The following is a 25,330-nucleotide window of genomic DNA, read 5'->3' as shown; positions in this document are numbered from 1 at the left end:
ATGAATCTGCTTGGCATTTCAGGCTGACATAGGTATTATTGCTGTTATCGATAACAGGACTGACACGGGACCACCCGTATGGAGAACCTCGCCATGTATTGCAAGACTTTGCACGCCACCCACCCCGATATGATGGAACATGCCAGCAACGATCAATTGCGTGAGCGTTACCTGATCGGCGGACTGTTCGTGGCCGACAGCGTGCAGTTGAACTACTGCCATCACGAGCGCTTCGTGATCGGCGGCGCCGCCCCGGTAACCCGGGCGGTCGCCCTGCCCCGCCATACGGAACCGGCATCGGCCGCCGGCCAGCCTTACCTGGTGCGGCGTGAACTGGGCGTGATCAATGTGGCCAGTGGCGCCGGCCGCGTCACGGTGGACGGCGTGCCGTATGACCTGGCGCCGCGCGATGGCCTCTATATACCGATGGGCACCACCGACGTGACGTTTGAATCGCTGGACGCGGCCAATCCGGCGCGCTTTTACCTGGCGTCCACGCCGGCCCACATCCGCTATGAAACCCGCAAGATTTCCATTGCGGACGCGGTGCCGCTGCAACGGGGCAGCCTGGCAACGTCCAATGCGCGCACGATTTACCAGTACGTGGTGCCGGGCGTGTGCCAGTCGGCGCAACTGCTGCTCGGCCTGACCATTCTGGACACCGGCAGCGTCTGGAACACCATGCCGCCGCACCTGCACGAGCGCCGCTCCGAAGTCTATTTCTACTTCGGCCTGGAACAGGATCAGCGCGTCTTCCACTTCATGGGCGAACCGGATTCCGCCCGCCACATCATCGTGGCCGACCAGGAAGCCGTGGTGTCGCCGCCCTGGTCGATCCACATGGGCTCCGGCACGTCGAACTATGCCTTCATCTGGGCCATGGGCGGGGAAAACCTCGACTACACCGACATGAACGTGCTGGACATCTGCCAACTGAAGTAAGGAGCCGCCATGTCCGATCTGTTTAACCTGTCCGGCCAGACCGCGCTGGTCACCGGCGCCAACACCGGCCTGGGCCAGGCGATGGCCGTGGCGCTGGCGCGGGCCGGCGCCGATATCGTGGCGGCCGGCCGCAGCGCGGCCGACGAAACCCGCGCGCTGGTGGAAGACGCGGGCCGCCGCTTCCTGTTTGTCGAAGCGGACCTGTCAACCACCGCGCCGGTGCCGCACGTGATCGACGCCGCGCGCAATTTCCAGGGCCGCCTCGACATCCTGGTCAACAACGCCGGCATCATCCGCCGCGCCGACGCGCTGGACGTGACGGAAGACGACTGGGACGCCGTGCTCGGCACCAACCTGAAAACCCTGTTCTTCCTCAGCCAGGCCGCCGCCGGACACATGGCGCGGCAGGGCGGCGGCAAGATCATCAACATCGCTTCGCTGCTGTCGTTCCAGGGCGGTATCCGCGTGCCGGCCTATGCCGCCAGCAAAAGCGCGGTGGCGGGCCTGACGCACGCGCTGGCTAATGAATGGGCGGCCAAGGGCATCAATGTCAACGCGATCGCGCCCGGCTACTTTGTCACCAATAACACGCAGGCGCTGCGCGAGGACGCCCAGCGTTCGGACGCCATCCTGGCCCGCATCCCGGCCAGCCGCTGGGGCAATCCGTCCGACCTGGACGGCGCCGCCGTGTTCCTGGCCAGCCGCGCCAGCGATTATGTGCATGGCATCGTGTTGCCGGTGGACGGCGGATGGCTGGCGCGATGACCGCCGCCCGCGTCGTCTGTTTCGGCGAAGTGCTGGCCCGCCTGTCGGCGCCGCAGGGCGAGATGCTGCTGCAATCGCCCCAGCTCGATGTGTGCATCGGCGGCGCGGAAGCCAACGTCGCCGTGTCGCTGGCGCAATTCGGCCACGACGCCGCTGTCGTCAGCGCCCTGCCCGCCAATGCGCTGGGCACGGCGGCGCGCGACCGCTTGCGCGGTCTCGGTGTCGATACGCGCGGCATTGCCTTCCGCCCGGGCCGCATGGGCTTGTACTTCCTGACACCGGGCGCCGTCATCCGGCCCTCGGAAATCATTTACGACCGCGCCGGGTCCGTGTTCGCCACCAGCGGCCCGCAAGATTACGACTGGTCCGCATTGCTGGCCGGCGCCGGCTGGCTGCATATTTCCGGCGTGACACCGGCCGTGGGACCGCGGGCGGCGCAAGCCGTGCTGGCCGCCGCCCGCCATGCCAAAGACGCCGGCATCCGGGTCTCGTTCGACGGCAATTACCGCGCTTCGATGTGGGCCGAACAGGGCCAGGATGGCGCCGCCATCCTGCATGAACTGATCAGCCATGCCGATATCGCCTTTGCCGACCAGCGCGACATCGCGCTGGTGTTGCAGCGTCCACCACTGGCGCACCCCGACCAACGCGGCGCCGCCGCCGCCGCGGCCTTTGCCGCCTTCCCCCGCCTCGGTGCGCTGACCGCCACCGTACGCGTCCAGCACAGCATCGGCCACCACCACCTGGCGGCCACCTTGCATACGCGCAGCGGCGAATACGCGGCCAGCCCGGTCGCGGTGGACGGCATCGTCGACCGCATCGGTACCGGCGACGCCTACGCGGCAGGCATCCTGCACGGCATGCTGCAAGGCTGGCCCTACAGCGACGTGCTGGAATTCGGCCTGGCCGCCGCCGCGCTGAAACACGGCATTGCCGGCGACTTCAACCTGGCCAGCGCCGAACAGGTACAGGCCGCGCGGCAGGGAGGCTTCGATGTGCGCCGATAACGCGGGCAACGCCGTTTCCCCGGCCGCCACAACCGCTGATTTGGCGCACACGCCAGCCTATGGCGCCACTGCCGGCCCGGCGGAATTACCAGCCGACGCCGCAGCCGGCGCGCAGCGCCCGTGGCGCCTGCAATGGGCATTTGGCAGCGCCGAAGTGCAGCCGCTGGGCGGCATGCTGGGCCCGGTCACCCTGCTGCTCGATGGCGGCCGTGAGCTGGACATCATGCACGTGGCGCCGTGGCACGGCATGACAGCGGCCGATAACCTGCCCGGCATCCTGCGCCGCCTGCGCGGCGAATGGCCGTGCGTGCCGTTTGGTCGCACCGACCAGCCGCACGACTTGCCGCCCGGCTGGCACACCAAAGAGGCCGACGACGAGTGGGGCCATGGCTATGCATCGAACCACTTGTGGACCTGCGTGGAAGCGAGCCCCGCCAAAGTCCATCTCACCATCGATTACCCGGCGGCGTCGGCGATTGCCCGCGTGGAGCGCATCATCGCCGCCGATCCCCATGCGCCGGCGCTGGAGATCACGCTGATCGTCCACGCGCGCCGCGCCGCCCGGGTCCCGATCGGGTTGCACCCGACGTTCCGCCTGCCGCCAACGCCGGGCCGGGTGCAGGTACGCCTCGGCGGCAACGAAGGCATCCACAGCTATCCCGCCACCGCGCCGGGCGGCATTTCACGGCTGCAGGCCGATACCTGCTCGCACAGCCTGCACGCCATGGCCGGCATCGACGGCGCGCTGGATTTGAGCCGCCTGCCGCTGGCCGGACCGTGCGAAGAGTTGCTGCAGGTGCGCGCGCCGCAAAGTACCAGCGACACACCGCCTTTTGCGCTGCATTACCTCGATTACAGCGCCTGCGTCGGCCTGTGGTGGGAGCGTGCCCACCTGCCCGACCTGATGCTATGGATCAGCAACGGCGGCCGCATCAATTTCCCGTGGATGAGCCGCCACCTGGCCATCGGGGCCGAACCCGTCAACAGTTTATTCGACCTGGGCCGCGTGGCGCAGGCACCACAGCACCATCCGCTGGCGGACCGCCTTGGCGTGCCGTTGACGCCAGGCCAGCCCTGGCAAACCCGCTACCGTATCGCGGCCTGGAACGAGGCTGCCTAAACCGACCATGAAAAGTTCCACCATGCTTCCCGACTTCCGTTCCCGCGACACGCTGCTGTCGCACATCGCGCACACGATGCAGTTCTACCACCCGCGCTGCGTTGATCCCAGCGGCGGCTTTTACCATTTTTACCTGGACGATGGCGCCATCTACGACCGTACCACGCGCCACCTGGTGTCCAGCACACGCTTCGTGTTCAACTTCGCCATGGCTTACCGCCAGTTCGGCAAACCGGAATATCTCGACGCGCTGCGCCATGGCGTGCTGTTCCTGCGCAATGCCCACCGCAACCCGGAGACCGGCGGCTATGCCTGGCAGTTGCGCTGGGAAGATGGCGAAAAACAGGTGCTGGACGGCGACAACCATTGCTATGGCCTGGCCTTCGTCTTGCTGGCCTACGCCCATGCGCTGGCGGCCGGCATCGATGAAGCGCGTGGCTGGCTGGACGAAACCTTTGCGCTGATGGAGCGCCGCTTCTGGCAACCGGAACACGGCCTGTATGCGGACCAGGCCAGCGCCGACTGGTCGGTGCTGGATCCGTACCGGGGCCAGAACGCCAACATGCATGCATGCGAAGCACTGCTGGCCGCCTTTGAAGCGTCCGGCGAAACGCGCTACCTGCACCGCGCGGAACGGCTGGCCGCCAACATCACCGTGCGCCAGGCCGCGCTGGCCGGTGGCAAAATCTGGGAACACTACCGCCCCGACTGGTCGGTGGACTGGGATTACAACAAGGACGACAAGACCAACATCTTCCGTCCCTGGGGCTACCAGCCGGGCCATTTCACGGAATGGGCCAAGCTGCTGCTGATCATGGAACGCCACGCCGCGCACCTGGCCGGGCCATCGGACTGGCTGGCGCCGCGCGCGGTGGAATTGTTCGACATGGCGCTCGCCAAGGCATGGGACCACCAGCATGGCGGCATCGTCTATGGCTTCGGTCCGGAAGATGAAGTCTGCGATGGCGACAAGTATTTCTGGGTGCAGGCCGAAAGCCTGGCCACCGCCGCCGTACTGGCCGCGCGGACCGGCGACGGCCGCTACTGGGACTGGTATGACAAGATCTGGACCTACAGCTGGCAACACATGATCGACCATGTGCACGGCGCGTGGTACCGCATCCTGTCGCGCGACAACCGCAAGCTCAGTGCCGAGAAAAGCCCGGCCGGCAAGGTCGATTACCATACGATGGGTGCCTGCTATGAAGTGCTGAACGTGATCGGGGTGCATGATGACCGCCTTGCCTGACGTATTCCCCGAGTTCGTCGCCGCCGGTGAAGCGCTGACCGACATGATACGCACCGGTCCGGACGACTGGCGCAGCCTGGTGGGCGGCTCGACCTGGAACGTGGGCCGCGTGGTGGCGCGCCTGGGCATCCCCAGCGCCTTTGCCGGCGCCGTCAGCCGCGACGTGTTCGGCAACGCGCTGGCCACCGCCAACCGCGAAGCGGGCCTCGACATGCGCTTCCTGCAACAACTGGATAAATCGCCGCTGCTGGCCATCGTGCATGAATTATCGCCGCCGCACTATTTCTTTGTCGGCGACGACAGCGCCGACTTGCATTTCGACGCGGAACAATTGCCGGCCGGCTGGCGCCAGCAGGCGCGCTGGGTGCACTTCGGCGGCATCAGCCTGGCGCGCCAGCCCTTGTCCGCCAAGCTGGTGGCGCTGGCCGAACAATTGAAGGCCAGCGGCGTCTCGATTTCCTACGATCCGAACTTCCGCGCATTGATGGATGAGCGCTATGACCCCGTGCTGCAACGCATGGCGGCGCTGGCCGACATCATCAAGGTGTCCGATGAGGATTTGTGCGGCCTATACCGCTGCAATGACCCGGAACCGGCCTTCAACGCCCTGCGCGCATTGAATCCAGGCGCGACTTACCTGTACACCCGTGGCGCGGACGGCGCCAGCCTGCACACCCCCGAAGGCGTATGGCGCCAGGCGGCGCCGCGCATCGCCGTGGCGGACACCGTGGGCGCCGGCGACGCCAGCATCGGCGGCCTGCTGTACAGCTTCATGCGCATGCCCGGCGCCACGCCACAGGAACGCTTGCGCTTTGCCGTGGCGTCCGGCGCGGCCGCCTGCCTGGCGCCCGGCGCCTCGCCGCCCGCGCTGGCGACAATACAACAACTGTTTGAACAATCAGGAGTCGTAGCCCAATGAAATCCCTGTTGCTATTGATCGCGGGATGGCTGCTGCACACCTGCGCGCTGGCGCAAGTCAACGAGCAGCCGGGGTTGGCCAGCGTGGCGTCCCCGGACAACCATGTCCGCTTCGTGTTTTATCAAAAGGCCAATGCCGCCGGCAAACGCGAACTGTATTACCGCGTCACCTATAAACACAAGGCCGTGATCCTGGATTCGCTGCTGGACTTGCGGCTCGATAACCACCTGTCGGAAAACGCCATGGCACTGAAGGTCGACCGCCAGGAAAAGTGGTTCGACAACCTGAAAATCGGCGCCATCACGCACTCAACCCATGACAGCACCTGGCGGCCGGTGGTCGGGGAGCGCGCTTCGGTGCGCGACCATTACAACCAGATGACCATCAACATGGTCAAGGACGACAACCCGATTTACCCGCTGGCGCTGGAAGTGCGCGCCTATGACCAGGGCGTGGCGTTCCGCTATACGTTCCCGGAAAACGAAAAAGGCACGTATTACCGCATCACGGCGGAAAACACCGAGTTCACGTTCCCGGTCGAGACCAAGGCGTGGTTCCACGCATGGGGCCAGGCGCCCTACCAGCAACTGCCGCTGGCCAACTGGCCGGATCAGTCCGAGCGCCCGTTGACCCTGGAACTGCTGGGCCGCATCCACGTGGCGCTGCTGGAAGGCGGCATGACCGACTATTCCCGCACCAAGTTCAAGCTGCACAAGGACAAGCCGAATACACTGGTCACGGCAATGCACGACCCGGCCGACCTGATTTCGCCCTTTTCCACGCCGTGGCGCGGCATCATGGTCGCGGAATCGGCTGGTGCGCTGGTCGATAACAATGACTTCATCCTGAACCTGAACCCGCCCACCGCGATTGCCGACACGTCATTCGTCCAGCCCGGCAAGATCATGCGCGTGATGGTCCAGACCACCGCCAGCGCGAAAGCCAATATCGATTTCGCGGCGCGCCACCAGCTGCAATACATCCTGTTTGACTGGAAGTGGTATGGTCCCGCGTTTTCGTTTTCGTCCGACGCCACCAAGGTCGCGATTCCCGACTTCGACCTGCCCGGCATTATCAAGTATGCGGCCGACCGGGGCGTCGGCGTCTGGCTGTACGTGAACCAGCAGGCATTGCTGGCCCAGGGCGACACCCTGTTCAAGACCTACAAGCGGTGGGGCGTGAAAGGCGTCAAGTTCGGCTTCGTGCAAGTCGGCTCGCACCGCTGGACCACCTGGCTGAACCAGGCCGTGCGCCAGGCCGCCGACGCGGGCCTGATGGTCAATATCCACGATGACTGGCGCCCGACCGGCGAACAGCGCACCTGGCCCAACCTGATGACGTCCGAAGGTATCCGTGGCAACGAGGAAATGCCGGACGCCACCCACAACACGGTGCTGCCGTTCACCCGCTTCCTGGCCGGCGCCGCCGACTACACGATTTGCTACTACAGCCCGCGCATCAAGACCACCCATGCGCACCAGCTGGCGCTGGCGGCGATTTATTACAGCCCGCTGCAAACCCTGTACTGGTATGACACGCCGGACATGTCGGCGCACGAACCGGAACTGGCGTTCTGGGACCGCATTCCCGCCAGCTGGGACGACAGCAAGCTGGTGCAAGGGTATCCGGGCCGGTTCGTCACCACCGCGCGCCGCAAGGGCGCCGACTGGTTTGTCGGCACCATCACCAATAACGATGCGCGCATGGTTGCAATCAAGCTGGACTTCCTCGAACCCGGCAAGCGCTATACCGCCACCGTGTACGAAGACGATGGCGCCGCGCCCACCAAGACCAAAGTCGGCATCCGCACCGTGCAAGTGCAGGCGGATTCCGTCATTGAAGCAAACCTGCCGCCGTCGGGTGGACAGGCGATCTGGCTGACACCGGCCAAGTAAGGACTGATCATGACTAGCAGGCAATCCAATTACCGCTTCCTCAGCGCGCTGATCTTCGTGTACTTCTTTTCACAGGCGATGAGCATTTCGCTCTTGACCCTGTGGCTGCGCAATTCGTTGAACCTGAGCGGGACCGAGACCGGCATCGTGTTGGGCGCCAATTTCGTCGCCGCCATGTGTTCGCAGCCGATCTACGGCTTCGTCTCCGACCGGATCGGCTTCCGCAAGCACATCCTGTGGACCGTCAGCGCGCTGGTGGCGCTGTGCGGGCTGTTTTTCCTGTATGCCTATGGCCCGCTGCTGAAGATCAATATCTGGTTCGGCGCGGTTGTCGGTGGCATTTACCTGGGCGTGACCTTCTATGCCGGCAGCTATGCGCTGGAAACGTATGTGGACCGGGTCGGCCGCCGCCATGGCTTTGAATACAGCCGTGTGCGCATGTGGGGTTCACTGGGCTTTGCCAGCGCCGCCGCGTTTTCCGGCCGCTTGTTCAATATCGATCCGTCGATTAACTTCTTCTTCGCGTCCGGCGCGGGCCTGGTCATGCTGGCCATGCTGTTGCTGTGGCGCGTGAAACCCGAAGAAGGCGGTCTTGCCCAAACCGGCGCGGCGCCTGACAAGGTCAAACTGGCCGACGCCCTCGGCCTGATGCGCGATGCGAAATTCTGGCGCTTCATGGTGTTTATCCTCGGCGTGACCAACATCTACCTGGTGTTCGACCAGCAATTCCAGGCGTACTTTGTTTCGCTGTTCCCTGACCGCAAGGTGGGCACGAACATGTTCACCTACCTCAATTCCGTGCAAATCTTTATCGAAGCGGGCGGCCTGTTCCTGTCGCCGATCCTGGTCAAGCGCATCGGCGCCAAGAATGGCTTGCTGCTGGCCGGTTCCATCATGCTGGTGCGCATTGCCGGCTCCGGCCTGGCGGCCGGGCCACTGTCGATTTCCGCCTTAAAACTGCTGCACTCGGTGGAATTGCCGATCCTGGCGGTCTCGGTCTTCCGCTATATCGCGCACCACTTCGACAACCGCCTGGCGTCCACGATCTACATGGTGGGCGTGAGCTTTGGCCATTCGCTGGGGCTGGCGATCCTGTCGCCGCTGGCAGGCTTCAGCTACGACATGATCGGTTTCCCCGCCACGTACCTGGGGCTGGCCGCATTGGGCTTGCTGTTCCTGTCGGCATCGGCCTGGGCGCTGGCGCCCACGCCCGCTGAAATCAAACGCAGTGGCGCCGCCGGCCCGGCAGAAAAACCCACTGCGGAACCCGCCGCGCCCGCGCACTGACTGCGCGTGACAACGAGATTACTGAAGGAGTTAGACATGTCTGTATCCCTGACCACGGCCCACCTCGAGCCGCTGGCCGCCCGCGCCTGGCCGTCCGCCCCCGGCAAGGCGGAACTGGAACGCGCCATCGAGCGCACCCTGGCCTCGATCGACCGCAACCTGCAATACTTTGGCGCGGACTTCCCCGCCCCGTCCAGCAGCCAACTGGTGTACCCGGCCATCGGCAACATCGAATGGACCAATGGCTTCTGGACCGGCATGCTGTGGCTGGCCTATGAAGTGACCGGCGCCGCGCGCTACCGCGACGCCGCCGAGGGCCATGTGCGCAGCTTCCATGCCCGCCAGCTGGAGCGCCACAACACCAACCACCACGACCTGGGTTTCCTGTACAGCCTGTCCTGCATCGCCGCCTACAAGCTGACGGGCGACCAGACCGCCTATGACGCCGCCATGGGTGCGGCGCGCCTGCTGATGGAACGCTACCAGGCCAAGGCCGGCATCATCCAGGCCTGGGGCGACTTGAACGACCCGGAACAAAGCGGGCGCATGATCATCGACTGCAACCTGAACTTGCCGCTGCTGTACTGGGCCGGTGAACACAGCGGCGATCCTTCGTTCAAGGCCGCCGCCGACCACCATATCGAAGCGGCGGCGCGCCATATCGTGCGCCCCGACGGCTCGACCTTCCACACCTTCTTCTTCGACGCCGCCAGCGGCGCGCCGCGCCACGGCAAGACCCACCAGGGCTTTGCCGACGATTCTTGCTGGGCGCGCGGCCAGGCGTGGGGTATCTCCGGCTTCCCGCTGGTGTACCGCCACAACGGCGATGCGCGCCTGCTGGATGTGGCGAAAATCGTCGCAAACTATTACCTGAACCGCTTGCCGGAAGACGGCATCAGTTACTGGGACTTGATCTTCACGTCCGGCCCGGAAGAGCGCGACAGCTCGGCCGCCGCGATTGCCGCCTGCGGCTTGCTGGAACTGGCGCGCAACCTGCCGCAAGACGATCCGCTGCGCGCCGCGTACGAGCAGGCCGCCGGCGGCATGGTGCAAGTGCTGTCGGACAGCTATTTGATCGGCGATGGCGCGCCGGGCAGCGGCTTGCTGAAACACGCGGTGTACCACAAGCCGCAAGGCATCGGCGTCGATGAGTGCACGATCTGGGGCGATTATTTTTATTTTGAAGCGCTGGTGCGCATGACGCGCAACTGGCAGCCGTACTGGTAACCTGGCAAGGAAGGTTTTGAAGATGGTAATGACGCAACGATTGCTGGCAATCGACGAAGGCCGCCAGCGCCTGCATTTGATCGACACGCACAACCCCGACGCGGGCTGGAGCCGCGACATGGCGGACTTCCCGCTGCCGCGCGCGCTGCAGCGCATCAGTCCTCAGCGCGTATTGGTCGGCTATGACCGGGGCTTTGTGGAACTGGATATCGAGACTGGCGACGTGCTGCGCGTATGCGAGCGCTGGACCGGCGTGACGGCGGTGCATCGCCAGGACGACGGCAGCACGCTGGTGGCGGGCATGGACCTCGATGGCGGCCAGAATGGCATTCATATTCTCAAGCTCGACCGCGACTTGTACCTGATGGACAGCGTGCGCCGCGAAGGCGACTACGTGCGCGGCATGACGCGCACCGGCAGCGGCTACCTGCTGTGCACCAACGACCATATCCTGGAAACCGACTTCGCCTTGCAGCCGTTGCGCAAGCTGGCCGCGCCGGGCTTTGAACACGCGTGGAAGGCGCACCGCTATGCCGATGGTTCAACGCTGGTGTCGGCCGGCTATGGCGGCTTCATGGCGCGCTTCGATGCCGATGGCCGGTTGACCGGCACCTTCGGCGGCCGGGGCAAGGTGCCGGACGATGTGGCGCCGTTCTTTTATGCCACGTTCGTGGTGCTCGACAATGGGCACATCCTGGTGGCCAACTGGCAGGGGCATGGCGAGGACAACGGGCACAAGGGGCGGCAGTTGCTGGAGTTTTCCGCGGACGGCGAACTGCTGGGGAGCTGGTCGGATGGCGACCGGATATCGTCGCTGCAGGGAATTTTGCCGGTGTGATGCACGCGTGGCGGCTTTGCAAAAGCCGCCCTACCGGTTCACGTCCCGGGACAACAGATGCTGTGGCGCCGTCACCGCGTAGGGCGGTTTCCGCAACGCGGAAGCCGCCATGCCTGCGCTTCCGCAAAACAAACCTACACAACAGATCCCGAAGACTCCCGCGTCACGAGCGTATACGGCAACAGCTTATGCTGCACCCCGCCCACGTCGCCCGTGCGGCGGTTGCGGATCAATTCCACGATCAGGTCCACCGCCGCCCGCGCCATGTCCTCAATCGGCTGGTGGATCGTGGTCAGTTCCGGCCACACCGTGGTGGCGACCGGCGTATCATCGAAACCGCAAATCGTCACGTCGCCCGGCACGTCGAGGTGCAAGCCATGCGCCACCGCGACGGCGGCCGCCGCCATATCATCGTTGGCGGCAAAAATCGCCGTGGGTTTGGACTTCTTGCCCAACAACTGGCGTGCAGCCTCCAGGCCGGAGCGGTACGTAAACAGGCCAGGCGCCACGCGCTCCGGCTGCACCGGAAAGCCCGCTTCTTCCATCGCATCCACATACGCCTTGTAGCGGATCTGCGCCGGGGTGTGTTTCGGATCGCCCTGGATAAACGCGATGTCCTGGTGGCCCAGCGACATCAGGTAGCGCATCATGTCGCGCGCGCCGGCATAGTCGTCAATGCGCACGGCCGACATGGTGGCAACGGGTTTGCCGGTTGCGATCGCGACGCTCGGGATGCCAATCTGGTCCAGCTGTTTCAGCGCGGACTTCGAATCGCACAGTGGCGGCGGCACCAGGATGCCGTCCGCGCCGTTGGCAATCAGCTTGGCAATGGCGGCGCGCTGGCTGCGCAAATCGTCGCAGCGCTCCAGGATCAGCTGGCCACCGGTCTGGCTGCAGCGGTCCATCGCACCGACCAGGAAAGTGTTCAGGTAGGCCGAACTGGGGTTGCTGTACAACAGGCCGATGCCCATGGTGCCGACACGCGCCGCGCGGGCGGCCGTGTTGACCTGGTAATTCAGCGATTCAATCGCCGCCATGACCTTGGTGCGGGTGACATCGGACACGTGGGCATTGCTGTTCATGACGCGCGAGACCGTCATGGCGGACACGCCCGCCATCCGGGCCACGTCGTAGATCGTTGCGCTGCTCTGGGCGCGCTCTGGTTTCTTAGTCACAGGTACCATGTTCCCTTGCCGTACCGCCTCGCTGCGGCGCGGCGCTTTCTTATGTAGTGAAGGCCTGCATTATAGCCTTGCGTTGTCGTTTTCCCATCCCGCCTGTGCCAGTTGATACGGTAGGGCCCGAATGCAAACGGCAGGAAGCGTGTAAAACACGCTTCCTGCCCCGATCAGCCAGCTGCGCGGCAGCCGCCGATGTTAGCTACCGAACTTGTAGCGCAAGCCGAGAACGAAGGTGCGGCCGTTGCCATAGTGCTGCAGCTCGATGCCGGTTTTATAGTCCGGCTCGCCGATGTAGCGGTGCAGCGCCTTGTTGGTGATGTTCTTGGCGTTGAACGACAGCGTCAGGTTGTCGGTGATTTCATAGTTGACCGAACCGTCCAGAATACCGTAGGCGTCGATGGAACGGCTGTCGATCGGATTGACCGCCACATCGTTAAACAGCGACATCGAACGCCACGTGTAGGCCAGGCGGGCCGACAACTTCTTGTCCTCATACATGCCGGACACGCTGTAGTTGTGCTTGGACTGGAACGGCTGCGCCATGCGCACGACGCGGGGTGCCGCAGCGGTGCCGAAGTTGAGCGGATTGGCCGTCGTCACGTAGGTGTACGATCCGGACACACCGAAGTTCTTCAGGATGCCTTCCGCGCCGTCGAAGAAGTACTGGCCGGCAACTTCCACGCCGCGCGCATAGCCTTTCTCGGCATTGACGCGCTTGCTGACCGCATACTGGCCGCCGCTGCAACCGTTGCCGGTCGAACCGGTGTATGGCCCGGCGACCGAAGGGTCCAGCGTCTGGCACGACAGCAGGTTATTGAAGAAGCCATCGATCTGTTTATCGAACACCGCGACCGACGCGTAGTTGGTCTTATTGAAGTAGTGCTCCAGCGACAGGTCGAAGCTGTCGGCGACCAGCGGACGCAGTTCCGGATTGCCGACGTTGGCGGTGCCGGTGGCGGTGTTCACGCCGCTGATGGACGGATTCAGGTCGCCCAGGCCGGCGCGGGTCATGCCGCGGCCATAGGCGAAGCGCACCAGCGATTCTTTCGAGATGTCGTAGGTGGCGTTAAACGTCGGCAAGGAATTGGTGTACGAAGTCTTACCCACCACATCCACCAGCGCGCCGGTGGCCACGTTGACCGCTCGGGCCACGGAGGTGCCGTTGGTGCGCACCACGCGCACGCCGACACTACCCTTGAGGCGATCGTCCATTGCCGAGAATTCGCCCACCAGGTAACCGGCCAGCGTGCTCTCTTCGACGTAGCGGCGTTCGCCCGCGAGTTCCGGGTAGTTGCCATCGGCTACGATACCGGCTTTCGGGAAGGCGGTGGCCACCTGGTTACCCAGCAGTGCATCCGGCGAGTAGACCGCGAAGCCGCCCGCATAGCCGGCGTCGCCACCCATGAAGTTGGTCGGTGCCTGCTGGATCACGTTCGCCATCGACGACGCATAGATCGCGTTGGAGCGGTTGCCGGTCAGCGCCAGGCCGTCCGTGGTCAGCGGCTTGCCAACGAAGCGGTAGTTCTTGTACACGCTTTCCATTTGCGCATAACGGGTACCGAACTTGAACTTGTTGAACGGACCGACATCGGCGCTATAGCTGCCGCTCAGCGCGGTGGCATTGCCCTTGTCGTTCCAGCTCTGGTTGGTGCCATTGTCATACGAGCGGAACACCCAGTTGGACGCATCGGACAAATCCGGGCCGGTGAAGGTCAGCTGGTGCGGTGCGCCATCGGCAATCCGGTTGGTGCTCCACAGTTTGCCCGGCGCCGAATCCATCGTCACCGAACGGTTGTCCTGGGTCTTGTCGGACTTGATGTACGAGAAGTCCGCCTTCAACGACAATTCCGCCGTTGGACTCCATTCGGCGCCGGCTGCGCCGACCCACGTCGTATAAGGCGTGTGTTCGTCGCCGCCCAGCGACGTCATCGCCGAGTTCAGGAAGCTGCCGCTCAACAGGCGCTTGCTGACCAGCACGTCGTTGCTGCCGCCGTTGATGTTGCGGTTGGCCAGCGCCTCGGTGTAGTTGAACGGCGTGGTCTGCAAGTTTTGCACGTTGGCGCCGTCAACCGAGTTCAAGCCACGGTAGTTCTGGTGGTACAGGTAGTACACATAGTTCGCCTCGGCGTAGAAACGCAAGGTGTTGCTGACGCGGTAGTCGCCCGCCAGGTTCAAACCCTTGCGCTCGCGCATGATGGTTTCCTGGAACACGTTGTTGTTCACACCCGTGGCCGAGATCACGTTGCCGATCTGCTCAGCGCTCAGGCCGCTCAGGTTGGGCATGTTGGCGCCGGTGGTGCCGATATTGTCCAGGAAGTTGACGTCGCTGCGGCCCACATAGGCGGACATCGGCTGGAACGGGCTGTTGGCCGTGTTGGCGGCGGCGCGCGTCGCGTATTCGGCGCTGTCGGCGCGGACCGCGCGCTTCAGGCTGCCGCCGCGGTTGGCCGGGTTGTTGTCCGAACGGCCGGTGCTCTTCTGGTAGACCGCCGCGCCCATCACGCCGATGCGGCTGCCGCCGCCCAGGTCGAAGCGGTTGGCGCCCATGACGAACAACTCGGGATCGGTCTTCTTGGCCAGATCATTGCTGCCGAAGCTGATCGACGCCGCGACGGTCGGGCCCTTGAAATCGCTTGGGTTGCGGTTGCGGATATTGACCAGACCGCCGATACCGCCTTCGATGTGTTCCGCCGACGGATTTTTATACACGTCGACGCCGGCGATCATGCCGGGAATCGCGCTCTCGATATTGAATTCGCGGCCGCCGGCCGTATTGAACGCGCGGCCATTGATTTGCGATGCGGTCTGGTTACTCAGGCCACGGATGGTCAGGCCGGAACCGGCGCCCACCGGCGACGCGCCCTCGCCGCCATAACGGTAGCCCTGCACGCCCGGCACACGGGTCAGCGTTTCCGCCACGTTCAGGTCAGGCAGCTTGCCAATATCTTCCGCAGTGATGGAATCGACCACTTCCATCGTGTCGCGCTTGATGGCCACCGACGAGCGCGCACTGGCGCGGATACCGGTCACCACCACCGTAGTATCGGCTCCCTGCGTCTGCGCCAGCGCGCACGGCGCCACCATCAGGCTTTGGCCAATCGCCAGCGCCAGTGCGGCAACCTGGGCGGACGTTTTCACATTCATGTTCATGCTGCAATCTCCGTTTTTATTTATTGAGTATGTGGCGGATCATTTCCCGCCAGCCGCGCCCCCTCTGAAGCGCACTCGTTATCGATAACAAACTGTCGTGTATTTTACGGTCAACTTGCATGACCGTAGCATCTTCGCCAGTCATTTATTTACTGCTTGTAGCTTTTTTCCTACGCCTCCCCAAAAAAATGCCGGCGGCGGTGGCGCCGCCGGCGCAAGGGAGACGGGCATCAGGAGGGATGCCCACCGACTAAGAGCTATCGGAGCACCTTTCAAGGTCCATCACTGGCAAGTTCGACCAAGAAAGTTATCGATAACAAATTCATCTTAGCATGGCATTTCTGCCAGTTCAAACAAAAAACGTATTCCAGATTTGTATTTACCTATGCCAAATAGTACGTGCTATCCTGAGCAGGTTATCGATAACAAACTCTAGATGGTGATATGAATCCCTTTTCCAAATTCCCGCTCGCGGCGACCGCCGCAATGCTGCTGCCGGTGGCGGCGCTGGCTGCCGACGCGCATTTCGCCTACTTCAAGTATGACGGCAAAAGCCAGGAAAGCGCGCAACTGCGTCCTGCCCCCACCCAATTCATCAATCCCGTCATTTCCGGCTATGCGCCGGACCCCAGCATCGAGCGCGTGGGCGACGATTACTATATGGTGACGTCGAGCTTCGTGCACTTCCCCGGGTTGCCGGTTTACCACTCGAAAGACCTGGTGACGTGGCGCCAGATCGGCAATGCCATCGACCGCCCCGGCCAGGTGGATTTCACCGGCATGAAAGTGTCGGGCGGCCTGATGGCGCCCGCCATTTCCTACCGCGACGGCCTGTATTACATCGTTTGCACCAACCGCAAGAATTTCGTCATCACGGCCACCAATCCCGCCGGTCCGTGGTCCGATCCGGTGACCTTTGACTTCGACGGCATCGACCCGTCGCTGTTCTGGGATGACGATGGCAAGGCCTATATCCTCAACAATGGCGCGCCCGGCCAGCCGGCCCTGTATCCCGGCCACCGCTCGATCTGGCTGCAGGAATTCGATCCGAAAACCAAAACCATGACGGGTCCGCGCACGGAAGTCATCAATGGCGGCGCCGATCTTGCCACCAAGCCGTTCTGGACCGAGGCGCCGCATGTCTACAAGAAGGATGGCTATTACTACCTGATCGCGGCCCAGGGCGGCACCGGCGACCAGCACTCGGAAGTCGTGTTCCGCAGCCGCGCCATCACGGGGCCGTATGAAGCCTTCGCGGGCAATCCGATCCTGACCCAGCGCGACCTGCCGGACAGCCGGCCCAACGCCATCGGCACGGCCGGCCACGCGGATTTCGTGCAGACGCCGGATGGCCAGTGGTGGGCGATCTTCCTGGCCACCCGCAATTACGGCCCGGACTTGTATAACATCGGTCGCGAACCGTATTTGTTGCCGGTGACGTGGAAAGATGGCTGGCCCGTGATCCTGGAACAGGGCAAAACGGTACCCTATGTGCTGAACCGCCCCAACCTGCCGCCATCGGCCCGTCCCGCGCAGCCGCTCAGCGGCGACTACGCCTACCAGGACGACTTCAACGGCGGCAAGCTGGGACTGGGCTGGATGAGCGTACGCATTCCGCAACAGCCGCGCCATGCGCTGCGCCACGGCGAACTGGTGCTGCAAGCGAGCCTTGAGGCGGTGGGCGATATCCGCAACGTGCCCTCGTTCATCGGCCGCAAGCAGGCGCACGCGATCGCCACCGTCAGCACCTCCATGCGCTATTCGCCTGCGCATGCGGGCGACCGCGCCGGCCTGGTCGCCATGCAAAACGACGATGCCTACCTGTTCCTCGGCGTGCAGCAGCAGGATGGCAAGCCCGTGGTGGCGCTGTCCGTGCGTAAGACCAGCGCGGACCCGCAGCAGGGCCGCATCGTCGCCAGCGCGCCGCTGCCCGCGTCAGCAAAGGGCAAGCCGGTGTACCTGAAACTGTCGGTGGATGGCGGCGTGCTGAGCGCGGCATACGCCCTGCGCAGCAATGCCTGGCAAACGCTGGCCGGCAAGTCCGACGCCACCTTCCTCAGCACCAAACACGCCGGCGGCTTCGTCGGCACGGTGATCGGGCTGTATAACGAACAGGGCAAGTAAGCGCCTCCGTCACGGCGCGCCCGTCTGCGATAACCAAATTATCGTCCGCGATGAAATGTTGCGCAGCCGGGCGCCAACCCCTCCAACGCCCCCTGCTCCGGTGTTATCGTTATCTATTCGCGCAAACCGATAACCGTTTTGCGCGGCGGCCCCGCTCCATGGTGGCCGCCAGCATGGGCTAACAACAACGGAGACCACATGAAAATACGCACCCTCGTTACTTCCATCGCACTGGCCATGGCGGCCATCGGCAACGCCCCGGCCGCCGACGCGCCGCGCCAGCTGCGCATCGTGCAGAAAGTCGCGCCCTTGGGCGCCACCGCTGTCCCGGCGGAAAAGGACATGAAAGGCTATCTGTTCACCTACTTCAAGGATGAAGACCATTCGCTGCACTTCGCCACCTCCACCGATGGCTATTCGTTCACGGACCTCAACGATGGCCAGCCGGTCTTGCAGGGTAAAGGCATCTCGGAACAAAAAGGCATCCGCGATCCCCATATTATGCGCGGGCCGGACAATGCGTTTTACCTGTCAATGACGGACTTGCACATCTTTGCGCAGCGGGAAGGCTTGCGCCAGACGGAATGGGAGCGGCCCGGCGCCGACTACGGCTGGGGCAATAACCGCGCGCTGATCCTGATGAAGTCCTATGACCTGATCCATTGGACGCACGCGCTGGTGCACGTGGGCGAACTGTTCCCGGAATACAGCGACCTGGGCGTGGCGTGGGCGCCGGAAACCATTTATGACAAGGACAAGAACAAGCTGATGGTGTACTTCACCACGCGCCATAAGCTCGGCCGTGATCACATGGTGTATTCGTACGCCAACGATGCCTTCACCACGCTGGAAACCACGCCGCAGCGCTTGTTCACCTACCCGAACCCGGATAAAAGCACCATCGACGGCGACATTATCAAGGCCGGCGACAAATACCACCTGCACTATGTGGCGCACGACCAACCCGGCGGCTTGCGCCACGCGGTGTCCGACAAGATCAACGGGGGCTTCAAGTTCGATCCGGCCAAGGTCGATCCGGAAACCGTGGCGTGCGAAGCGCCGACCGTCTGGCGCCGCATCGGCACCCAGTCGTATGTGCTGATGTATGACGTGTTTGGCGCGAAACCGAACAACATGGGCTTCTCGGAAACCACGGACTTCGTGCACTACAAGAACCTGGGCCGTTTCAACGACGCGGGGTCGCCCATGAAGGCCACCAATTTCTCCGGTCCGAAACATGGCGCCGTCATGCATGTGACGGCGGAGGAATTGCAACGGCTGAAGGCGTATTTCGCGGCCAAAGGCGCGTAAGCAGCCGGCGCCCGCCCCATCGCACAAGGCCACCCGCGGGTGGCCTTGTCGTTGCGGGCGGCGGCGCCGCCCTGCTCACCCGTGGCGAATCAATGCGGCAAGGGATCGGCGTTGAAGCGCTGAGCAATCGGCTGTACCGCCTGCGCCGGCGCAATCACGAAGCGGTAGCTGGCCGGGGCCAGCGGGATACGGTATGGGACGTGCGAGCGCGCCGCCAGGCTCCAGCCCTCGTCCCCACCGACGCCGATCTGCGCCATGTCGATCAGGACGCTGGCGGCGCCATGGGGCGCCACGTCGGAACTCTTCCAGGCGCCACGCGGACGCTGGTACAAGTCTTCATAGGGGAAAGCCAGCGCGTTGAACGCGAACGGCGTATCGGCGCTGACCTTGACACCGGCGCCGTCGCCCCGCAGCAGCTGGAACCAGCGCACATCGGTCTTGTTGCCGCTCTCCTGGGGACGGATATAGCCGTGATACTGGTCCGCCAGCTTGCCGCCATAAACGCCCAGCGCGGCGCCGGTCTTGCGGTCCGCATACGATTCGTGCGGCCCGCGCCCGTACCAGCGTACGCTGTCCATGGCGGCCGGGCTGTCGAAGCGCAGGCCCAGGCGCAATGGATCGGGCAAATCGGCACGCAGCGGCGTGAAGCTGGCCTGCACGTCGAGACTGCCGTCGGGCCGCATGCGGTAAGTGTTTTCCCAGTGGGCATCGCCTGAATTGAAGTTGAACAGCACTTTGATGGCGCCGCCATCGGCCGTCACCGAACGCACTTGCCGCTGCTCGGTGAACTGGCGCCAGATCCGGTGGGTCTTGTCCACTTTGGCGCCTTCATCGTTCTCCGTCAGGCCGCGCCAGAAATTCGGCGAACCGCCCTGCAGCATGACCTGTCCGCCCACGCTGTAGGTCACCAGGCCCGTGTCGCGCGCCAGGCGCAGCACGGCGTTGCCGGCGCGCAGCTCATAGGCATTGCCGGCCGAAACCGGCGCCACGCCGGCGGCGTCGCCGGCCGCACCGGCAACGGTGGTCGCCGCGCCTGGTACGATCGCAGGCGAGGCGGCCGGCAGCACAAATTGAGACCAGCCCACCACGCTGCCCTGCTCCACGCCCGGCTGCGCCTCCTTGCTGCGCGCACGCACAGTCAGCACGTGTTCGCCGCCCCGCGCCAGTTGCGGCAGGCGCAGCGCCAGCGACTGGCGCTGGCCTGGTTGGGTATTCGCATCGTCCAGCTTGCCGCGCGCGGCCACCACGCCGTCGCGCAGCAATTCCCACTCCAGCGCCAGGTGCGACAAGTCGCGGAAATCGAAGCGGTTCACCACCTCGATCGCGCCGGACAACGGATCGCCCTCGAACACCACCGGCGAATACACTTTCTGCAATTCGTAATACTCGGGATCGGGCGTGCGGTCCGCGCGCAGGATGCCGTCGCCCACAGGCGCATTGTCGCCGCGCGCCGGATTGACATCAAAGCCCTGGGCCCAATAGCTGCGCCCTTTGCTGTCGCGCGCATAAACGCTCTGGTCCACCCAGTCCCACACAAAGCCGCCCTGCAGCTTGCGGTGCGAACGCATCAGGCGCCAGTAGTCGTCGAAATTACCCAGCGAATTGCCCATGGCGTGCGCATATTCGCACTGGATCATCGGCTGCGTGAACGCCGGATCGGCCGCGTAATCGGACATCTGTTCCATGAAGCCATACATGGGCGCATAAATGTCGGCATAGGCGGAGGTCTGGTGGCGCCCGCTGATTTCACGGATGCCCAGGTAGCTGAGCAGGCGGTCCGGGTGGTTCTTGCGGATCCAGGCCGCCGCTTCTTCGAAGTGCGTGCCGGTGCCGGATTCATTGCCCAGCGACCAGAAGATGATGGATGGCGCATTCTTGTCGCGTTCGACCATGCGCGTGATGCGGTCCAGGTGCGCGTTGCGCCATTCGGGCTTGTAGCCCAGCATGATCGTCGCGCGCTCCTTGTCGTCGCGCGCCTTCCAGCCCTTCTCCATATAGCCGTGCGACTCGATATTGGCTTCGTCCATCACGTACAGCCCGTATTCGTCGGCCAGGTCGTACATCCTTGGATCGTTGGGATAGTGGGACATGCGCAGCGCATTGACATTGGCGCGCTTCATCAGTTCGACGTCCTTGCGCATGGTCTCCATCGACAGCACCCGGTACGTGTCCGGATCGTGTTCGTGCCGGTTGACGCCCTTGATCATCACGCGCTTGCCATTCACGCGCACTTCGCCATCGGCCACTTCCACGGTGCGGAAACCGATGCGGCGCGATGTTGCCGATACCAGCTTGCCCTGCGCATCGAGCACTTCGATCAGCAAGGTGTACAGGTTCGGCGTCTCCGCCGACCACGGTTTTACTTGTGGTATCGCGCCGCGCAGCACGGCCTTGCGGTCCGCGCCCGGCGTGGCGGACGCTTGCAGCACGATGCGCCCGCCATCGCGCACGGTGGCCCGTACCTCGACGTTGGCCGGCGCGCCGGCGATATCCGCCGCCAGTTCAAAACGCCCGTCGCGGTAGGATGGTTTATCCAGCGACGCCGTGACCTTGTAGTCGCGCAGCCGGGTTTTCGGTTCCGCGTACAGGTAGACGCTGCGCTCGATGCCGGACACGCGCCAGAAATCCTGGTCTTCCAGGTACGAGCCGTCGGCCCAGCGGTACAGTTCAATGGCGATGGTATTGCGCCCCGCGCGCACGTAACGGGTCAAGTCGAACTCCGACGGCAGCTTGGAATCTTCCGAATAGCCGACCCGCTGGCCGTTGACCCACACATAATAGGCAGCGCCCGCCGCGCCAATCTGCAGGAACACGTCGCGGCCGTTCCAGTTGGCAGGCACATCGAAATCACGCCGGTACGATCCGACTTCATTGAGCTCGTGCGCAATGAACGGTTCATTGGCCGGGAAAGGGTACTCGATATTGGTGAAGATCGGCTTGCCATAGCCCTGCGTCTGCATCATGCCGGGGACCTGGATGGCGCCCCACTTGCTGACGTCGTACGACGGCCGGTAAAAGTCCTTCGGACGCGCTTCGGGCGTAGGCGAATACTTGAACGCCCAGGCGCCATCCAGCGGCAGGTAATAGCGCGAAGTGGCCTTGTCGCCGGCCAGCGCCAAGTCGCGTGATTCGAAATTGAAGAAGGTGGCCTTCATCGGCTCGCGGCCCTGCGCCACCACTTCGGGTTGCTCCCATTCGGCGCGGACCGGATTGGCCGCCGTCGCCGGCAGCGCAGGCGCCACGCCCATCATCGCCATGGCGACGGCCATGGACAACTTATTTAACAACATAGAATTCCTTGTGTATATCAGCGGGCGCCCGCAGGCGCCCGCCGCCGATTAACTGTTGTACAGCGCCAGCACCTCCGCCGCGCTCAACGCGCCACGGTAGATACGGAACTCGTCGATCTTGCCGTTGAAGTAAGGATCGGCATACTGCGAACGTCCGATCCAGTTCTGGCTGGTGCCGCCCATGCGGAACGGCGCATGGAACATATTGGCATTGCTGCCCACACTGGCGCCGTTGACATACAGGGTGCCGGTCTTGCCGAACAAGGTGACAGCCACGTGCACCCACTGCCCGGTCGGCAGCGCCGCCGTGTGATCGATGCACAATTCCCCCCTGCCACTGTTGACAGTGATGGAAAAGCGCGCCACGTTGCCACTGTTACGCGGCGTCAGGAACATGTACTGGCCGGTGCCATCGCCGAAGTCGAAGATGCGCTGCCATTTGCTCGACGTGTTCCAGTACACCCAGGTCGCGATGGTGAAATCGCCGACGTCGGTCATCAAGTTGGCCGGCAGGCTGACGTAACCGGAGCTGCCGTCCAGCGATACCGCATTATTTTTCTTGCCGGCGACCCAGCTGGCGCCGCCGATCAGGGTGCCGGTGTGGCCCAGGCCCGTCGCATCGGCGGCGGTGGTGCCGCTGCTGGCGTCGAATGGCAAATAGGTATGCAGCGGCGTGCCGGTAATGATGGTGGCCTGGTTCGACGGCGCGCTCTCGCCGGACGGATTGACCGCGGTCACCACGTAATAATTGGCGCCGGCCGGCGCGGTGGTGTCGGTAAAGGTCAGCAGGTCCGTGATGCCGGTCTGGATGGTGGTGTACGGACCGCCCGATACCGTGGCGCGCTTGACGTTGTAGCTGGTGGCATAGGCGCTGCCCCACCATGACAGCACCGGCAAGCCAGCGCTGACATAGCCGGTCAGGCCGCTCGGCAAGGCGCCGGCGGCGATCGGGTCGCGGGTGCAAGTCAGCGTGCCCAACCCCAGCTGGTCATAGCCGCCGCTGGTCGAACCCAGGCCGCCGCCTTCCGGCTGCACCACCAGCGCGAACTGCTTCGAGTATGGCGCCGCCAGCCCCATGCGGTTGACATAGTGGTTGTATACCAGCGCCCAGCATGCCCGTCCCATGCCTTGCCCTCCGGTCGCAAACACGGTCTGGTTGACGTAGTCGACGTTGTTGTAGGTCACGTAGGGTACGGTGTAATACGTGGTGCCGGACTGGATCAGGTTGGACTTGGCGACATATTCGGCGCCCGCCAGGAAGCGGTTGTTGTCAAAGCCGTACAGGTCCACGCCCTGGTTCCACGCCATCTCGCAGATGGCGCCGCCCAGCACGATGCCGAGCGTGGCGTGGCCCTGGTCGCGTCCCGACTCTTGCCATTGGCCGAGATAGCCCGGGTGCATGTAATACACGGCCTTGAATATGCGGCCATTGCCGCCGCCGCTCTTGAAGTAATTGACAGCTTCATCGAACTTGGCGCCGTCGTCGCACAGCACGCCAATGGCCATGATGCTGGCGATGGCGCACAAATCCCAGTTGGCCCAGTAATGGGTCCATTCGGTGCCATAGTGGTTGATCAGGAAGTCGTGGCAGATCGGATAGAAAATCGCCGCCATCATGTTCTTGAAGTCGGCCTGGTCGGCCGCCGCCCAGCCGCTGTAGCTGCGCATGATTTCAGCGGCGTTGGCGAACTCATAGCCATACAAGCCGGCCGCCAGCAGCGCGTTGGTATTGCCACCGATGCCGGCCAGGGGTATCCAGGCGTTCAGGATTCTCACCGCGGCGTCGGCATAGGCGGTGTCTCCCGAGATTTTCCAGCGCAGTGCGCACTGGTAGGCGGCGCACACGTCGTGCATCAGCCGGGAGTAATTTTCCGGATGCACGCCGTCGTACCCGCGGTACACCCAGTCTTGCGGCGACGCCACGTACGTCGACTGCGCATGCCAGTTGTTGATCAACAGGGTCCAGCTGCCGGACCATGGACTGGTGGTGTACTTGGCCGCCATGCGCGTGAAATCGGCGTCCGTATGCAACAGGCCCGGATGGACAAAAGGTGTGGGTGCGCCGGCGGCGCGCGGCGCCGGGCTTGACACCAGCGCCGCCAATTGTTCGCCCGCGCCGCCGCCGCAACCCGCCAGCGCCAATGCGCTCAGGCTGTACAGGAAACTGCGGCGCGACACGTGTTGTTCCAGCGCGGTGTGTGGATCGGAAGGGACGGAAACGGAATCGGATGGGTGGTTCTGCTTGATCATTCGTGTTCTCCAAAAGATGGGACGACAGTAGACAGCAAGAGTTGAACAGGGCGCGTGCCGCAAGCGGCGCGCCCTGGATGGCCGTCAGCGACGGTCAGCCGGCCAACGCGGCAAGTTCGCCACGCCCGCCTCCGCCGGTGGCGTGGGCGCGGCCGCGCCGGCGCGAGACCAGCATCATGGCCGCCAGGCCGATGGCCATCAGCAGCCAGTCCGACGGTTCCTGCACCACGGTGACGCCGTTATCGGACACGTTGGCCAGCATGGCGTCGTTGCCGGTCACGGTCGGCGACGGCGTCCACAGGAACGTTGCAAGCGCCCCCGTGACAGGATCGAAGTCGCCGAGGTAGTTGACGCCATCGAACGCCGCCACCTTGAAGGCCGACACGTAACTGGCGCTCGCGTCGTAAGCCCCCGTGATTTCCAGGTCGAACGACAGCATGCCGCCGAAGCTGGCCGCATGCGACAGCAGGTTGAGCGTGTCGTTGCGGAACCGGTAGCCACCGCTCACCGTGTCGACGTCCCACTGGATGTCCGGCGTTGCGGCAAAGCCCACCAGGTTGGTGACTGTCGCCGTGGCCAATGGCGCGCCGGCGGTGGCGCTGAACTCCATATCGATGTAGCCGCTGGCCACCCCGAGAGTGGAGGTATCGATGGCGACATGGATCATGCTGGCCGACGCGGCGCTGGCGCTTGCCGCCATGGCCAGCGCCAGCGCCACGCGCCGCAGCAGGGTTGCTGCCTGGTTTTGAAGATTGAAATACATGGCAAGTCCTCC

Annotated in this window: 17 protein-coding genes; 12 read left to right on the top strand and 5 right to left on the bottom strand. The window is 64.0% G+C overall.

What is annotated here, in order from left to right:
* The first annotated feature begins 93 nt into the window (after positions 1 to 93).
* From kduI to AC1RRC_RS26050, 10 genes are read left to right on the top strand one after another with little or no spacing between them, the layout of a single operon-like run.
* Positions 94 to 942, top strand: a complete 849-nt coding sequence (gene kduI, locus AC1RRC_RS26095) for a 5-dehydro-4-deoxy-D-glucuronate isomerase (RefSeq protein WP_493058522.1) — start codon at positions 94 to 96, stop codon at positions 940 to 942.
* A 9-nt stretch (positions 943 to 951) separates the two neighbouring features.
* Positions 952 to 1,707, top strand: coding sequence for a 2-dehydro-3-deoxy-D-gluconate 5-dehydrogenase KduD (kduD, locus tag AC1RRC_RS26090; RefSeq protein ID WP_493058521.1), 756 nt, complete (start codon positions 952 to 954; stop codon positions 1,705 to 1,707).
* Positions 1,692 to 2,714: a sugar kinase gene (locus AC1RRC_RS26085; protein WP_493058520.1), complete on the top strand. Its 1,023-nt coding sequence runs from the start codon at positions 1,692 to 1,694 to the stop codon at positions 2,712 to 2,714. Before kduD ends, AC1RRC_RS26085 begins: the two co-directional genes overlap by 16 nt.
* A complete protein-coding gene (locus tag AC1RRC_RS26080) occupies positions 2,701 to 3,834 on the top strand; it encodes a hypothetical protein (RefSeq protein ID WP_493058519.1) in 1,134 nt (377 codons plus the stop codon). Before AC1RRC_RS26085 ends, AC1RRC_RS26080 begins: the two co-directional genes overlap by 14 nt.
* Positions 3,835 to 3,841: 7 nt before the next feature.
* On the top strand, positions 3,842 to 5,083 hold the full coding sequence (locus AC1RRC_RS26075; RefSeq protein WP_493058518.1) for an AGE family epimerase/isomerase: 1,242 nt from the start codon (positions 3,842 to 3,844) through the stop codon (positions 5,081 to 5,083).
* Positions 5,084 to 5,126: 43 nt separating this feature from the next.
* Positions 5,127 to 6,002 (top strand): carbohydrate kinase family protein, encoded by an 876-nt coding sequence (locus AC1RRC_RS26070; RefSeq protein ID WP_493058585.1) that lies wholly within the window; start codon positions 5,127 to 5,129, stop codon positions 6,000 to 6,002.
* The gene (locus AC1RRC_RS26065; RefSeq protein WP_493058517.1) at positions 5,999 to 7,897 is read left to right on the top strand and encodes a glycoside hydrolase family 97 protein; all 1,899 of its coding nucleotides are present in this window, start codon (positions 5,999 to 6,001) and stop codon (positions 7,895 to 7,897) included. Before AC1RRC_RS26070 ends, AC1RRC_RS26065 begins: the two co-directional genes overlap by 4 nt.
* 9 nt (positions 7,898 to 7,906) lie before the next feature.
* The gene (locus AC1RRC_RS26060) at positions 7,907 to 9,184 is read left to right on the top strand and encodes an oligosaccharide MFS transporter (protein WP_493058516.1); all 1,278 of its coding nucleotides are present in this window, start codon (positions 7,907 to 7,909) and stop codon (positions 9,182 to 9,184) included.
* Positions 9,185 to 9,220: 36 nt separating this feature from the next.
* Entirely contained in the window at positions 9,221 to 10,411 is a 1,191-nt protein-coding gene (locus tag AC1RRC_RS26055) for a glycoside hydrolase family 88 protein (RefSeq protein ID WP_493058515.1), read from the top strand.
* Positions 10,412 to 10,439: 28 nt separating this feature from the next.
* Positions 10,440 to 11,249 carry a hypothetical protein gene (locus tag AC1RRC_RS26050; RefSeq protein ID WP_493058514.1) on the top strand — a complete coding sequence of 270 codons (810 nt, stop codon included), beginning with the start codon at positions 10,440 to 10,442 and terminating at the stop codon, positions 11,247 to 11,249.
* Positions 11,250 to 11,383: 134 nt separating this feature from the next.
* Here the strand turns inward: AC1RRC_RS26050 and AC1RRC_RS26045 are convergent, their stop codons facing one another.
* Together AC1RRC_RS26045 and AC1RRC_RS26040 are read right to left on the bottom strand one after the other, a co-directional pair.
* Positions 11,384 to 12,424, bottom strand: a complete 1,041-nt coding sequence (locus AC1RRC_RS26045) for a LacI family DNA-binding transcriptional regulator (protein WP_493058513.1) — start codon at positions 12,422 to 12,424, stop codon at positions 11,384 to 11,386.
* A gap of 201 nt (positions 12,425 to 12,625) precedes the next feature.
* Positions 12,626 to 15,580, bottom strand: a complete 2,955-nt coding sequence (locus tag AC1RRC_RS26040; RefSeq protein ID WP_493058512.1) for a TonB-dependent receptor — start codon at positions 15,578 to 15,580, stop codon at positions 12,626 to 12,628.
* 444 nt (positions 15,581 to 16,024) lie between these two features.
* On the opposite strand from AC1RRC_RS26040, the gene AC1RRC_RS26035 reads away from it, so the two are divergent.
* A complete protein-coding gene (locus tag AC1RRC_RS26035) occupies positions 16,025 to 17,704 on the top strand; it encodes a glycoside hydrolase family 43 protein (protein WP_493058511.1) in 1,680 nt (559 codons plus the stop codon).
* Positions 17,705 to 17,902: 198 nt separating this feature from the next.
* Positions 17,903 to 19,015, top strand: a complete 1,113-nt coding sequence (locus AC1RRC_RS26030; RefSeq protein ID WP_493058510.1) for a glycoside hydrolase family 43 protein — start codon at positions 17,903 to 17,905, stop codon at positions 19,013 to 19,015.
* A gap of 89 nt (positions 19,016 to 19,104) precedes the next feature.
* Here AC1RRC_RS26030 and AC1RRC_RS26025 read toward each other — a convergent pair whose 3' ends face one another.
* The 3 genes from AC1RRC_RS26025 to AC1RRC_RS26015 form a co-directional block, all read right to left on the bottom strand.
* Positions 19,105 to 22,305, bottom strand: a complete 3,201-nt coding sequence (locus AC1RRC_RS26025; protein ID WP_493058509.1) for a glycoside hydrolase family 2 TIM barrel-domain containing protein — start codon at positions 22,303 to 22,305, stop codon at positions 19,105 to 19,107.
* Positions 22,306 to 22,353: 48 nt separating this feature from the next.
* Positions 22,354 to 24,555 carry a LamG-like jellyroll fold domain-containing protein gene (locus AC1RRC_RS26020; protein WP_493058508.1) on the bottom strand — a complete coding sequence of 734 codons (2,202 nt, stop codon included), beginning with the start codon at positions 24,553 to 24,555 and terminating at the stop codon, positions 22,354 to 22,356.
* Positions 24,556 to 24,649: 94 nt separating this feature from the next.
* Entirely contained in the window at positions 24,650 to 25,318 is a 669-nt protein-coding gene (locus AC1RRC_RS26015) for an NF038129 family PEP-CTERM protein (protein ID WP_493058507.1), read from the bottom strand.
* Positions 25,319 to 25,330 lie beyond the last annotated feature (12 nt).

The organism is Pseudoduganella sp. GW821-FHT12E03 (assembly GCF_058807115.1).
Note: the sequence above shows the minus strand (reverse complement) of the source record. Positions and strands in the feature narration are given on the sequence as shown.